11 protein-coding genes are annotated in these 13,028 nt (G+C 71.0%); 4 read left to right on the forward strand and 7 right to left on the reverse strand.

What is annotated here, in order from left to right; genetic code table 11:
- Positions 1–9 precede the first annotated feature (9 nt).
- The 4 genes from AC1DY2_RS00255 to AC1DY2_RS00270 form a co-directional block, all read right to left on the reverse strand.
- A complete protein-coding gene (locus AC1DY2_RS00255) occupies positions 10–2,913 on the reverse strand; it encodes a glycosyltransferase family 2 protein (protein ID WP_476760577.1) in 2,904 nt (967 codons plus the stop codon).
- A gap of 152 nt (positions 2,914–3,065) precedes the next feature.
- Positions 3,066–3,386, reverse strand: a complete 321-nt coding sequence (locus AC1DY2_RS00260) for a WhiB family transcriptional regulator (RefSeq protein WP_159606096.1) — start codon at positions 3,384–3,386, stop codon at positions 3,066–3,068.
- A 224-nt stretch (positions 3,387–3,610) separates the two neighbouring features.
- Positions 3,611–4,579, reverse strand: coding sequence for a UDP-glucose 4-epimerase GalE (gene galE, locus AC1DY2_RS00265; RefSeq protein ID WP_476760578.1), 969 nt, complete (start codon positions 4,577–4,579; stop codon positions 3,611–3,613).
- 124 nt (positions 4,580–4,703) lie between these two features.
- A complete protein-coding gene (locus AC1DY2_RS00270) occupies positions 4,704–4,853 on the reverse strand; it encodes a hypothetical protein (RefSeq protein WP_309973182.1) in 150 nt (49 codons plus the stop codon).
- An 85-nt stretch (positions 4,854–4,938) separates the two neighbouring features.
- Between AC1DY2_RS00270 and AC1DY2_RS00275 the strand changes: the two genes are divergently transcribed.
- Positions 4,939–5,919 carry a GlxA family transcriptional regulator gene (locus AC1DY2_RS00275; protein WP_309973184.1) on the forward strand — a complete coding sequence of 327 codons (981 nt, stop codon included), beginning with the start codon at positions 4,939–4,941 and terminating at the stop codon, positions 5,917–5,919.
- A 79-nt stretch (positions 5,920–5,998) separates the two neighbouring features.
- Here AC1DY2_RS00275 and manA read toward each other — a convergent pair whose 3' ends face one another.
- Positions 5,999–7,300: a mannose-6-phosphate isomerase, class I gene (gene manA / locus AC1DY2_RS00280; RefSeq protein WP_476760579.1), complete on the reverse strand. Its 1,302-nt coding sequence runs from the start codon at positions 7,298–7,300 to the stop codon at positions 5,999–6,001.
- A gap of 113 nt (positions 7,301–7,413) precedes the next feature.
- Here manA and AC1DY2_RS00285 point away from each other — a divergent pair, with 113 nt between their 5' ends.
- The 3 genes from AC1DY2_RS00285 (at position 7,414) to AC1DY2_RS00295 (ending at position 11,403) form a co-directional block, all read left to right on the forward strand.
- Entirely contained in the window at positions 7,414–8,592 is a 1,179-nt protein-coding gene (locus AC1DY2_RS00285) for an acyl-CoA dehydrogenase family protein (RefSeq protein WP_476760580.1), read from the forward strand.
- Positions 8,593–8,686: 94 nt separating this feature from the next.
- The gene (locus AC1DY2_RS00290) at positions 8,687–10,051 is read left to right on the forward strand and encodes an O-antigen ligase family protein (RefSeq protein ID WP_476760581.1); all 1,365 of its coding nucleotides are present in this window, start codon (positions 8,687–8,689) and stop codon (positions 10,049–10,051) included.
- Positions 10,048–11,403, forward strand: a complete 1,356-nt coding sequence (locus AC1DY2_RS00295; protein ID WP_476760582.1) for an O-antigen ligase family protein — start codon at positions 10,048–10,050, stop codon at positions 11,401–11,403. The genes AC1DY2_RS00290 and AC1DY2_RS00295 overlap by 4 nt, the downstream gene beginning before the upstream one ends.
- Here the strand turns inward: AC1DY2_RS00295 and AC1DY2_RS00300 are convergent.
- Positions 11,400–12,098: a methyltransferase domain-containing protein gene (locus AC1DY2_RS00300; protein WP_476760583.1), complete on the reverse strand. Its 699-nt coding sequence runs from the start codon at positions 12,096–12,098 to the stop codon at positions 11,400–11,402. The two genes, AC1DY2_RS00295 and AC1DY2_RS00300, sit on opposite strands and share 4 nt — an antisense overlap.
- Positions 12,099–12,204: 106 nt before the next feature.
- Positions 12,205–12,996, reverse strand: a complete 792-nt coding sequence (locus AC1DY2_RS00305) for an HAD-IIB family hydrolase (RefSeq protein ID WP_476760584.1) — start codon at positions 12,994–12,996, stop codon at positions 12,205–12,207.
- Positions 12,997–13,028 lie beyond the last annotated feature (32 nt).

Here is a 13,028-nt window from a genome sequence, read left to right on the forward strand (position 1 = left end):
CCACGGTGGTCACCGCAGCGCCGGTCTTCGGGGGTCGGCGCCGGGCCGGACGACGACGCACCGGCCCACGGTGGTCACCGCAGCGCCGGTCTTCGGGGGTCGGCGCCGGGCCGGACGACGACGCACCGGCCGCCGATCCGCCTCGCGACYGGCACCCGTCGGGATGGAGAGCAGGAGGGTGCCGCCGATGACGATGAGCTGCACCGCGGTGATGAGGCCGGCCGGCCAGCCCCCCGCGTCAGCCGGGATGCGCGCCGCCGCGGCATCCGCCTCGGCTCCGGCGAATCGCCAGAGCGTGCCGTACTCCGTCTCGCCGACGGGGACGAGCGCGGCGTTCGCGTCGAGTGCGACGCGGGCCCGGGTCTCCGTCTGGATCGCCTCGCGGCCGTCGCCTGGAGCCGGGGCCAGCAGCACGAAGGAGGCGCCGAACTCGCGCATCGCCGCTTCGGGATCGGAGCCGCTGCGGGAGGCGAGGTTCCCCGCGACCTCGGCGAGCTGCTCCTGGTCGGCGGTCGGGTCCGTCCTGGTCTGCGCGAGGGTCGACTGGTCATCGAGGGTGGGGCCGATGCCCCGTTCCAGCGTGGAGCGCATGCCGCCGTCGGCCTGCGGCTGCATGAGCAGCGTCGTCACCCTGGGATCGTTCTCGGCCTGGGCCACGACGTACGCCGGCAGGGCTCGCTCGGTCGCGGGCGCGAGCGGCACGACGTCGACGGCGATCGCGTACGAGAGCGGAAGCACCGCCGCGAGGCTGAACGCGGCCACGACCCACCCGACGGCGCCGGCACCGCGGCGGAGCGCGTCGAGCGCGGCGACCGCCGCGAGCACGAGGCCGAGCCATGCGAGGCTCATGCCGGCTCCCGCCCACACCGGAACCGACTCGGCACCGACGGCCGCCACCGACAGGTGCGACGCCGCGACGGCCGTCGCGTAGCCGAGCAGCACCGTGCCGAGCGCGAGCACCCCGCGACGCCATCCGGGGGCGAAGACCGAGCAGAGCGCGGCGATCACGAGCGGCGCGACGAGCGCGCCCGCGACCATCCACGGTTCGAGCGACGTGAACGACTCGACGAGCTCGCCCCACCCGCCCCATCCCCCGGCAGGCCACCCGAGTGCGAGCTGCCCGGCGGTCGGGATCGATCCATCGACGGGCGGGCCGGGATCGGCGACCAGACCGAACGCCGTGCCGAGGCGGACCTGCTCGACGATCAGGGGCAGGGCGAGCGCCAGCGCCGGGATGGGAAGTCCGACCAGGCGCACGGCGGCACGGCCGCTGACGGCGAGGACGACGATCCATCCGACGACGAGTGCGGGTGCGAGGCTGGGGGCGGCCGCGATGACGGCCGCGAAGAGCAACGAGGCCGTCGCCGCCGCGGCCCACGAGGTGGCGGCGCCGAAGACGGCGAACGCGAGCCAGCCGAGCAGGACGTGGGCGAGCACCGGCCCCGGTCGTCCGTCCGCCAGCGCCGACAGGAACGGCGGTGCGGAGGCCCAGGCGAGCGCCGCGACCGCGCGTAGCGACCCGCGCTCGGTGAGTCGTGAGGCGGCGAACCACGCGCCGATCGCCGCTGCGGGGAGCGCGACGAGCCACAGCAGCACCATGGCGAACGACGGCGACCAGAACGACAGGGTCCCGAGCACGGCGAGCGCACCGTTGAACGGATCCGCCGCCCCCACGAAGCCGGTGTTGACGTCGCGCCACCCGTAGGCGGCGTTCTGCCACAGGCCGGACACGCCCGACAGGGGCAGCAGCCCGCCGCCGCCCACGCCGCCCGAGCCGATGAGCCACGAGAAGAGGCCTACGGATGCCGCAGCCGTCGCGAGCAGCACCCATCCACCCCCCGTGCCGATGAACTGGAGCTCCTGAGAGCGACCCCTGGCGCGATTGCGGCGCTCCTCGGTGGCCGCCTGACGGCGTCGGCGGAGCTCGTCGGGCTGCATGCGCAGCGGTGCGATCGCCGACCACTTGGCGCTTCGCGAGGACTTGAGCACCCGGCGCGCGCGGGACACGCGCATGCCGGAGAACATGGTGGCGATCGCGGCGCCGAACTCGCCGGGGATCGCGCCCGGCTGCTTGACGAGGAGCAGCCGCACGGAACGGAGGAGCGCCAGGGGCAGGAAGGTCAGCCAGTGCAGGGGCACCGCCGGCGCCGGCGCGTACACGAGTCGTCGATGCAGCTGGGCGGCTCGGGCGATGCGGGTGTTCCGTCGCCGGGTTCGCGCTCGCCCGTCGAGCGGCAGACCGGCGACGCCGGAGCCGCCGAAGCGCACCCTCGCGGCCGGGACGGCGGCGACCCGGTGGCCGGACAGCCGCGCGCGCACGCCGAGGTCGAGCGCATAGTCGGCCGATGGCAGCGCCGGGTCGAATCCGCTGAGCGCCTGCCAGACCGTGTGCCGCACGAGGAGGCCGGCGGGATCGAGCCCGAGCACGTCGCTCAGCCCATCGTGCTGGCCCTGGTCGAGTTCGTCGGCGACGATGGGCACGCTCCGGCCCAGCTGGGTGATCGTCCGGCCGAGCGACGTGATGCGATCGGGTTCGTCCCAGCCCATCAGCTTCGGGCCGGCGAGGGCGACGGACTTGCCCGTCTCGAGCGTCGCGACGAGTGCCGCCAGCGCTTCGGGCTCGGGCGCGGCGTCGTCGGGAAGCAGCCAGAGCGCATCGGCATCGGAGGTGGGGGTCTCGAGCACCCGCTCGCCCGCCCGGATCGCCTCGCCGAACGAGAGCGGCTCCTGGAGCTCGACCACATGCGACGCGCCCGCCGCCGCGGCCTGCGCTCGCGCCTCCGCACCGGCCTGGGACAGGACGACGACGAGGGAGTCGGGTGTGCGCGCCTGGGCGCGGATCGCGTCGAGGGTCTGCGCGAGGCGGTCGCCGCCGTGACGAACGACGAGGACGGCGGTGACTCTGGGGAACATCGGGGACAGCCTAGGCGGCGCCTGCCGCGGCATCCGCAACCGAGGCGGGCGTGCCACGAATCGCCGCCCCATGCCGAGCCGCGCGGATCAGGCCGTCCGGTCGCGTGGTCGCCCCGGTCCGATGCGACGTCAGCGTCGCATCGGACCCGGGCTCAGACCGCGCGCTTGCGGAGCTTGCGGCGCTCGCGCTCGGAGAGCCCGCCCCAGATGCCGAACCGCTCGTCGTTCGACAGGGCGTACTCGAGGCACTCCCCGCGCACTTCGCAGCCGGTGCAGATCTTCTTCGCGTCGCGTGTGGAGCCGCCCTTCTCAGGGAAGAACGCCTCCGGATCGGTTTGCGCACACAGTGCGTCGCTCTGCCATGCCAGCGGATTGTCGTCGCCAGTGCCCTGCCGAACCCCCGGCACGCCCAGCCTCACCGGATCGACGAACCAATCGTCAGGTACTCCAGAACGATATTCAGGATTGCCCATATCGTCTCCCACCCAGTTGTACCGACCACCCAGAGGGTGTGTCTTGACCAATTACACCGGTGTAATTCGCGTGAGTCAAGTCGCGGATCGTAAACCCTCAACCGGCCGTCGAGGCTTCAACCCGCGCGCGACACGCCGAGGCCGTTCCGGAGACGTTATCTTGGCGGCTGCACTTCAGGGTCGAGCGCCCGTGGCCGCCGGCCGCGGCGGGTCACTCGTCGGGATCAGGCGTCGGATGCCGCGCGGCGGGCCTCCCACGCGCTCTCGACCATCTGGGTGAGCGAATGCCGCATCCGCCAGTCGAGGTCGCGGGCCGCGAGGTCGCCCGAGGCCACGATCCGAGCGGGGTCGCCTTCGCGCCGCGGGGCGATCTCGGGCGTGAAGTCGATGCCGGTGACCTCGGCGACGGCCCGCATGATCTCGCCGACGGACACGCCGTCGCCCGAGCCGAGGTTGTACACCTGCTCGATCGGCTCGCCGGCGTCGAGCCGCTTGGCGGCGACGACGTGGGCGGCCGCGAGGTCCGCCACGTGGATGTAGTCGCGCACGCAGGTGCCGTCGGGCGTCGGGTAGTCGTCGCCGTTGATGCGGGGCGTTCGCCCGTCGAGCAGCGCGTCGAACACGAGGGGGAAGAGATTGTGGGGGCTCGCGTCGAAGACCTCGGACGTGCCGGAGCCGACCACGTTGAAGTAGCGCAGGCTCGTGTGCGCGAGCCCGGTCGCGCGGGCCTGGTCGGCCAGGAGCCATTCGCCGATGAGCTTGGACTCGCCGTAGGGCGACTCGGGACGCTTCGGGGTGTCCTCGGTGACGAGGTCGACGTCGGGGGTGCCGTAGACGGCGGCGCTCGAGGAGAAGACGATCTTCTCGACCGCGCTGGCCTCCATCGCCGCGAGGAGGGTCGCGGTGCCGGTGACGTTCTGCTGGTACGTGTGCAGGGGCCGCTTCACGGAGACGCCCGCGTACTTGAATCCGGCGAGGTGCACCACGCCCCGCACGTCGTAGCGCTTGATCGTGGCCTCGAGCTGCGGTCCGTCGAGGATCGTGCCGTGCACGAACGCCGCGCCCTGCGGGAGGAATCCGTGCCGGCCCGACGAGAGGTCGTCCACCACGACCGTGTCGATGCCCTGCTCGGCGAACGCCCGAACGACGTGCGCGCCGATGTATCCGGCGCCTCCGGTGACCAGCCAGCTCATGTTCCCGCCTCCCGCGTGCGGGAGGTCCGCGCGCTCCCACGATCGTAACGGGGCGGGCGGCGTCGAGCCGAGGCGGGTCGCGCTGCGCGGGCCAGGAGCGGCCGGCGCAGCGCGCGCCCAGCGGTCAGACGGTGCGGGTGGGCAGGTTCTCGGCGTGGCGGGTGCGGTTGCGGATCTCGGGACGCCCGTAGCCGTCGCCCTCGAGGCGGAGCACGGTGGCGAGCACGCCCCAGACGGCGAGGCCCGCGATGATGAGGAACACGAGAGTGGTCATGGCAGAAAATGTACTCCTTGCGACATCCTGCCGATAGTGGCAGAGTGGCCACACAACGACTTTTTCCTGCCAACCGGAGGACCACGTGCTCAAGACCATCGCCTGCATCGCGCTCCCCCAGATGGCGCCGTTCGAGTTCGGGGTGATCTGCGAGGTCTTCGGCATCGATCGCCGGGAACACGGGGGGCCGATCTTCGACTTCCACGTCGTGGCCGCCGACCCCGGCCCCATCACGACCAAGCTCGGCTTCGACGTCGTCGTGAAGGAGGGCCTCGACTTCGCGTACGAGGCCGACCTCGTCGCCGTGCCCGCGTCCCTGGTCGGCTCGCCGGCCGACGAGCGCGTGCTCGACGTCATCCGCGACGCCGTCGACCGCGGAGCCTGGGTGCTCTCGGTCTGCTCGGGTGCGTTCACGCTCGGCTACGCCGGCGTGCTCGACGGGCGCCGGGCCACCACGCACTGGATGTACACCGACAAGATGGCCGAGCTCTTCCCGCAGACCGAGGTCGACCCCGACGTGCTCTTCGTGCAGGACGGCAAGGTGGTCACGGGTGCCGGCACCGCCGCGGGCATCGACGCCGCCCTGCACATCGTGCGCACGGAGCTCGGGGCGAGCGCCGCGAACGTGGTCGCCCGCCGCATGGTGGTCCCCCCGCAGCGCGACGGCGGCCAGTCGCAGTTCATCCAGACCCCGGTGCCCGAGTGCCACAGCGACTCGTTCGCGAAGGTCACCGAGTGGATGCTCGAGCACCTCGACCACGAGCTCACCGTCGACCTGCTGGCGCGCAAGGCACTGATGTCGCCCCGCACCTTCGCCCGCCGCTTCCGCGCGGAGACCGGCACGACGCCGAACGCCTGGCTGAACCGCCAGCGCCTCCTCCGGGCCCAGCAACTGCTCGAGGAGACCTCGCTCACCCTCGAGGAGATCGCCCGCGAGACCGGCTTCGGCGCGGCCGCGGTGATGCGGCACCACTTCCTGAAGGTGCTGCAGACCACGCCGACGCAGTACCGGCGGCTCTTCGGGGTGCGMGAGGCGAGCGACCGCGAGGTGGCCGCCGCCAGCTGACGAGGACGCACGGCACGCCGTCGCTCAGGCGGCGTCGGCCGGTCGCCGTCGAGCAGCCGGCGTCGGCGGCCGCCATCGATCAGCCGGCGGATGCCTCGGGCGCGCCGGTCGTCGCCACCCAGGCGATCCCGTCGCCGGTGATCTCGACCGCGCCCTCGTCGGGCGTGACGTAGACCGCCTCGCCACGGGCGAGCCGTGACTCCCCCAGCCGCCCCCGGAGACGGAGCGAACCGTCTTCGGCCAGCACGATCGCCGGACCGTCGAGCGGCACGCGCGCGGCATCCGCTGCCTGGTCGCCGGCACCTGCGTCGAGCGCCGCAGTGCCCGAGATCGACACCGGTTCGGCCCGGTAGAGCACGAAGTCGGGGACGTCGGGACGGAACGCGACGACGCCCGGCGCGACCGGCTCGGGCTCGAGGCGCGGCGGGGCGATCGGGGTGAAGTCGAGCACCTCGAGCAGCTCGGTCACGTCGATGTGCTTCGGCGTGAGGCCGCCGCGCAGCACGTTGTCGCTCGCGGCCATGAGCTCGATGCCGAGGCCCGCGAGGTACGCGTGGATGTTGCCCGCCGCGAGGTACAGCGACTCGCCCCGACGGAGTCGCACGCGGTTGAGCAGCAGCGAGATGACGATGCCGGGGTCGCCCGGGTACACCTCGGCGAGGGTGCCGACGGTCTCGAACGAGAGTGCGTACGGCGACCGGCGGGCGGTGTCGGATGCCGCGAGCGCCGTCACCCGCTCGGTGATCCACGCGGCCTCCCCCGTGTCGCCGCCGCGTCCGTCGCGGAGCAGCCACTCGACGGTGTCGCGGAGCGGCTCCTCCGAACCCAGGTGCGCGGCGAGCAGGTCGAGTGCGCCCGGATCGGGCGCGGCGTCCGCGGCATCCGCCGCCCGGAGCGTCTGCAGGATCCCGGCCACCTCGTCGAGCGGACGGAACCCCGAGAGCGCGTCGAACGTCTCGCTCACCGCGACGATGAGCTCGGGCTTGTGGAACTCGTCGCGGTAGTTGCGGTCGTAGGCCGAGACCGGCACGCCGTCGGCCTCCTCGCGCGCGAAGCCCGCGCGGGCCTGCTCGGGCGTCGGGTGGGCCTGCAGCGACAGCGGCTCCGCCGCGGCGAGCAGCTTCAGGAGGAAGGGCAGTCGCGCGCCGTGCCGGGCGAGCCGGGCACCGAGGGCCTGCTCGGGTGCGGCGGCGATCCACTCGGCGAGGTCGGCGTGGCCCACGGATGCCTCGTCCACGACGACCGCCGGTGAGCCCGCGTGCGCGCCCAGCCAGAGCTCCGCCTCGGGCGCGCCCGACGGGGCCACGCCCCGGAAATCGGCGATCGCGCTCGTCGACCCCCAGGCGTAGTCGCGCGGAGTGTTGGCGATCGTCACAAACATGCTCGGTGGTCCCTTCGCGGAGTTTGGCTCCAAACTACCAACGGCTTCGGGCGCCGCCGGCCCGGTCCTAGGCTCGACGGGCCACCCACGACGCATTGTGCATTGGAGCAGTCATGACGTTCGAGCCGCTCGCGAGCGACTTCTACTCGTACGAGTCCCTTCTCAGTGACCAGGAGAAGGAGGCGATCGCCAGGCTCCGAGCCTGGCTCGATTCCGACGTGCGACCGATCGTCGCGGACTACTGGGATCGCGCCGAGTTCCCCATGCAGGTCGTGAAGCCACTCGCCGAGCTCGGTGCGTTCTCCTTCAGCTGGGAGGAGACCCGGCCCTTCGAGAACTCCGCGGTCTTCCGCGGCTTCGTCGCGATGGAGCTCGCCCGCGTCGACCCGTCGGTCGCGACCTTCGCGGGTGTGCAGAACGGCCTCGCCACCGGCTCGATCAGCGTGTGCGGCTCCCCCGGGCAGCGCGCGCAGTGGATCCCGAAGCTCGCGAGCGGCGAGGTCATCGGCGCGTTCGGGCTCACCGAGCCGCTCTCGGGCTCCGACTCCGCGCAGGGGCTCCGCACGACCGCGACACGCGACGGCGACTCGTGGATCCTGAACGGATCGAAGCGCTGGATCGGCAACGCCACCTTCTCCGACATCACCGTGATCTGGGCGAAGGACGTCGAGGACGGGCAGGTCAAGGGCTTCATCGTTCCCACCGACACGCCGGGCTACACCGCGACGAAGATCGAGGGCAAGGTCAGCCTCCGCGCCGTGCAGAACGCGGACATCACGCTCGACCACGTCGTGGTGCCCGAGTCGCTCCGCCTGCAGAACGCCAACTCCTTCCGCGACACCGCGAAGGTGCTCCGGCTCACCCGCGCCGAGGTGGCCTGGGCCGCCGTCGGCACGGCGGTCGGCGCCTACGAGGCCGCCGTGAAGTACGCGGGCGAGCGGGTGCAGTTCGGCAGGACCATCGGCTCCCACCAGCTCATCCAGGACCTCCTCGTGAAGTGCCTCGGCAACATCACGGCGTCGCTCGGCATGGTCGTGCGCGTCTCGGAGATGCTGGACCGCGGCGAGCAGCGCGACGAGCACTCGGCGCTCGCGAAGGCGTATACGACGGCGCGCATGCGCGAGACGGTCGCCTGGGCCCGTGAGGCCGTGGGCGGCAACGGCATCGTGCTCGAGTACGACGTCGCCCGCTTCTTCGCCGACGCCGAGGCGCTCTACTCCTACGAGGGCACCCGCGAGATGAACACCCTCATCGTCGGCCGCGCGATCACGGGCACGGCCGCGTTCGTCTGATCCGCGATGCCGCGATGACGGATGCCGCGAGCCCGCGTTCGGCACGCGGCATCCGTCATCTGCTCGCAATGCCCCGCGCGATAGCCTTGGACCCATGACCACCGGCCGACGTCGCACCCTCATCGGCGCGTACGCGACGTTCGCCCTCTTCACGGTGCTCGCCGGCCAGTTCTGGCGCAACCTGCTCGGCTGGTGGGGCTTCGCCGCGGTCGCGCTCGTGGTCATCGGCGGCGCGATCGCCCTCCTCGTCGGCGAGCGCCCGAGCTGGCGCTGGCGGCGCGTGCCGAAGTCGACCATCGCGTTCCTCCTCATCGCGGTGCTGTCGATCGCGTGGTCGTACTACCCAGGCGCCAGCGCGCTCGGCGTCACGATCACCCTCGTGACCACGCTGGTGGCCGTCGCCCTGGTGCTCTGCCTCACCTGGGACCGCTTCGTCCGGGCACTCGGGGGCGCCATCAAGTGGGTCCTCGGGCTGTCGATCGTGTTCGAGCTCTGGGTCGCGATCTTCGTGCGCGAGCCCGTGCTGCCGAACTTCCCCGACTTCGACCCCGACGCGGGCAAGCTGCCCATGGCCTTCTACTGGTCGCGTGGACTGCTGTTCGACGGCGGTCCCATCGAAGGCATCGTCGCGAGTCGCAACATCCTCGGCATGGTCGCGCTGCTCGGGCTGATCGTGTTCGGCGCCCTGCTGGCCGCAGGCAGCATCCGGCGGGCGCAGGGCATCGGGTGGCTGGTCGTGTCGGGGGGCGTCCTGCTCCTCACCCGCTCGGCGACGGTCATCCTCGTGGCCGTCCTCGTGCTCGCGGCGCTCGGTTTCGCTGTGTGGGCTCGGCGGGTGGGACCCGATCGTCGCAGAGGGGTGTACTGGGCCGCGGCCGGCGCGCTCGTGGCATCCGTCGGCCTGCTCGTGGTCTTCTGGAACGCGCTGCTCGAGCTGTTCGGCAAGAGCGAGGACCTCACCGGCCGCTTCGACATCTGGAACGCGGTGATCGGCCTTGCCGCGCAGCGACCTTGGTTCGGCTGGGGCTGGGTCGGCTACTGGGTGCCGTGGGTGGAGCCGTTCGACGGGCTGGCGGTGCGCAACGGCGTCGAGTACCTGCAGGCGCACAATGCGTGGCTCGACGTGTGGCTGCAACTCGGCATCGTCGGGGTGATCGCCTTCGCCTCGATCGTGATCGGTGCACTGTGGCGTTCGTGGTTCCTGGCGGTGGATCGACCGCGCGACGAGACCGGACGACTCCTCCCCCACACCGCGGCGTCCTTCGTGCCCCTCCTCCTGCTCGTCGCGCTCATCGGCCAGAGCCTCGCGGAGAGCCGGCTCCTCATCGAGGGCGGCTGGGTGCTCCTCATCGCGATCGCCTGGTCGACGAAGCAGCGGCAGTGGGACCCCGAGCCGATCCCCGCCGCTCCCCCGCCCGTCCGCGCCTCCCGGATGCCGCCGCCCGAGGTGGCTCGATGACGGATGCCGCCGGCGGTGCGCATCTCGCGCGCGCCCTGCGGGAGTTCGCCGGTTCCGCCAGGTTCGCCCAAGCCCTCACCCTGCTCGTCGTCGGCTTCGCCTTCACCACGCACGCCGTGCGCAGTCTCATCGGCTGGCCGGGTCTCCTCGCCGCGCTCGGCGGCCTGCTCGCGCTCTGCGCCCTGTCGCTCGTCGCCCGCTGGCGCGCCGTCGAGTGGTACGGCATCCTCCCCATCACGATCCTCGTGTTCGTCGGGTGGTGTGCGGCATCCGTGCTCTGGAGCGGGCCCGGCGCCAACGCGCCTGCGGCGACCGCGCTGCGCGTGGCCTACCTCATCGCCTTCGCCTTCCTCGGGGTGTACGTGGCGCTCATGCGCGACACCATCCAGATCGTGCGGGCGTTCGGCGACGTCATGCGGATGCTCCTCGCCGTGTCGATCGGGTTGGAGGTGCTGTCCGGCATCCTGCTCGACGTGCCCATCCGCATCCTCGGGATCCAGGGCGACCTCGCCCGCCTCGGACCGATCCAGGGCCTCTTCGGATCCCGGAACCTGCTCGGCTTCGTCGCACTCATCGCGCTGCTCACCTTCGTCGTCGAATGGCGCACGAAGATCATCACGCGGGGCAAGGCCGTCGCGTCGATCGTGCTCGCCGCCTTCTGCATCGTGTTCGCCGGGTCTCCCACCACCTGGATCGCGCTCGGTGCGGCCGGCGTGGCTACGGCGGCGCTCTACGGGCTGCGACGCGCGGCGCCGGCGACCCGCTGGCGCTGGCAGATCGCCCTGCTCGTCGCCGGGATCGCGGCGCTCGTCACGGCGTGGATCCTCAGGATCCGGATCATCGAGCTGCTCGACGCGCGGGCCGAATTCGACGTCCGGCTCGACGTCTGGCGCGAGCTCTCCCGATACCTCAGCCTCAACCCGCTCCAGGGTTGGGGGTGGGTGGGCTCCTGGAGGGAGACCGCACCGTACTCGTGGATCGAGCTCGCGACGGGCCGCCCGCACGGATCGGCGCTCAGCGCGTATGTCGACGTGTACTTCCAGGTCGGCGTGATCGGCCTGCTGCTCTTCGTCGGACTGGTCGGCGTGGCCCTCGTGCGCGCCTGGCTCCTCGCCTCGACCCGCAGGAGCGTCGTGTACGTGTGGCCCGCCCTCATGCTCGTCGTCATCGCGGTGACGAGCTTCGCCGAGAGCTTCGCCCTCGGCGAGGGCGGCTGGCTGCTCYTCGTCGTCTGTGCGGTCAAGTCTGCCAGGGACATGAGTTGGCGGGATGCCCTCGCGGCGGGGCGTCCGCCGGCGCCGAGCTTCGAGCGACGGGATCATCCCCCGCTCGGCGGGCCGGACTGGAGTTAGGGCTGGCGCGCGGTGAGCACGAACACGGCGGATTCCCCCGATCCGGGCCGGAGCAACATCCGGCCCGAGAGGAATTGAGCGGCCATCGGCAACGAGTACCATAGGCGGTCCAACACCCATGGAAGTCTTGAGTAGGGATTGTTCCAGAGTCCGTCGCTGGATTCGCGCACGATGTCGAATCCTTCCCCTTCGAAGAAGACCTTCCATTGCGCGTGCGTCTTCAGGTTGACATGCGTGGCATCCGTGTACGCGTTCCAGCGCGCCTGGTGAAGCTTACGTGCGGCTCCTCCAAGATCCGGCGTGACAATCAGCCACCTGGCATTCGCTGTCGTGCTCGACCGAACCGCCTTGAGCAATTCCCGCAGCGGCGCGTCGTCGATATGTTCGACGACGTGGATGATCGTCACGCGAGCGTATGTATTGCGGTCCAGGTCGTTCGGGTCCGTATACACGGTGCTGAAGGGTGACGTTTCCCGCGCGATCCCCGCGGAGAACCGGGACGGCTCCAGACCGTCGGCCAGGGACTGATTGGAAAGCCGCCGCAGCAGGAATCCCGTGCCACACCCGACATCGAGAAGTGGTCCGTTTCCGAGATATCTCCGGGCGAGCGCGCCGTACCACCGAAGCGCAGGACGGTCTCCAAGTTGACCATTCGCCTGGTAGTACTCGCGCCCGAAGGTGGGAGTTTCACTCACCCGCTCATGTTAGCCAGACAGAATCCCAGTCTCCGAGCGGGTGGACACGAGACGCACTCGCGAGCGCACGTGCGATGGCTGAGGATCCGCGTCCGCTCGGACCCCGTCAGGCGCTGCGGGTGCGCTCGAGCACACCGACATTCAGGTCGTGGAGCAGGTCGTCGAGGATCACGATCGTGTGCTCCCATCCGCGGACCTCGATGCAGGCGACCCCCAGAGCTTTCACCGGATAGTCGTTCCCGTTCTCGTCGAGGCGGTCTCCGATGAACAACATGTCGTCGAGTGCGAGGTCGGCGACCTCCGCGAGTCGCTTCATTCCGTACGCCTTGTCGATGCCGCGTCGGGTGATGTCGATCGAGGTCGACCCCCCGGACCTCACCTCCAAGTCGAGTAGCTCAGCCTGCACAGCGTCACGGAGGGCATTCTTCTTCTCGCCGGTCGGATCCCAAGCAGTCTTCGCAGCCACCGGCGCCGCTTGGCCGAGCGCGGAGAAGGTCACTTGGGATCCGCGATCCTCGAGGATCGGCCCCCAAGTCTCGGACTCCCAATACCCAAGCGCCTTGGCCTTCGCCTCCACGACTGCGAGTGCGCGCTGCCGCTCCTCCTCGGAGAGGTTCTGTGCATAGACCTGCGTCCACTCGCCATGGGTGAAACGGAAGTACTGGGTCCCGCACGTCGGCATGAGGTGGAGTCGTTCGAGCTGTGCATCCGTTGCCTCGCCCAATCGATCGATCACCTGGGAACGGAACTGTCCGATCTGCCCTCCGGAAATGACACATACCTCGACCTGATCGAGCAGGCGGATCAGGTGCTCGGCCATCTCGGGCTCGAGCGGAGACTTCGACGGTGCCAGCGTGTCGTCGAGGTCGAAAGCAATGAGGCGGGGCGTGGGGGTCACGAATGAAGCTCTTTCGGTTGGATGAAGGAAAG

It is taken from the genome of Agromyces sp. P1_H4 (assembly GCF_056405255.1).

Coding starts and splice junctions, on each gene's coding strand:
- AC1DY2_RS00270 (WP_309973182.1), bottom strand. CDS start 4,853: ATGACCACTCTCGTGTTCCTCATCATCGCGGGCCTCGCCGTCTGGGGC.
- AC1DY2_RS00260 (WP_159606096.1), bottom strand. CDS start 3,386: ATGGGCAATCCTGAATATCGTTCTGGAGTACCTGACGATTGGTTCGTC.
- AC1DY2_RS00285 (WP_476760580.1), top strand. CDS start 7,414: ATGACGTTCGAGCCGCTCGCGAGCGACTTCTACTCGTACGAGTCCCTT.
- galE (WP_476760578.1), bottom strand. CDS start 4,579: ATGAGCTGGCTGGTCACCGGAGGCGCCGGATACATCGGCGCGCACGTC.
- AC1DY2_RS00290 (WP_476760581.1), top strand. CDS start 8,687: ATGACCACCGGCCGACGTCGCACCCTCATCGGCGCGTACGCGACGTTC.
- manA (WP_476760579.1), bottom strand. CDS start 7,300: ATGTTTGTGACGATCGCCAACACTCCGCGCGACTACGCCTGGGGGTCG.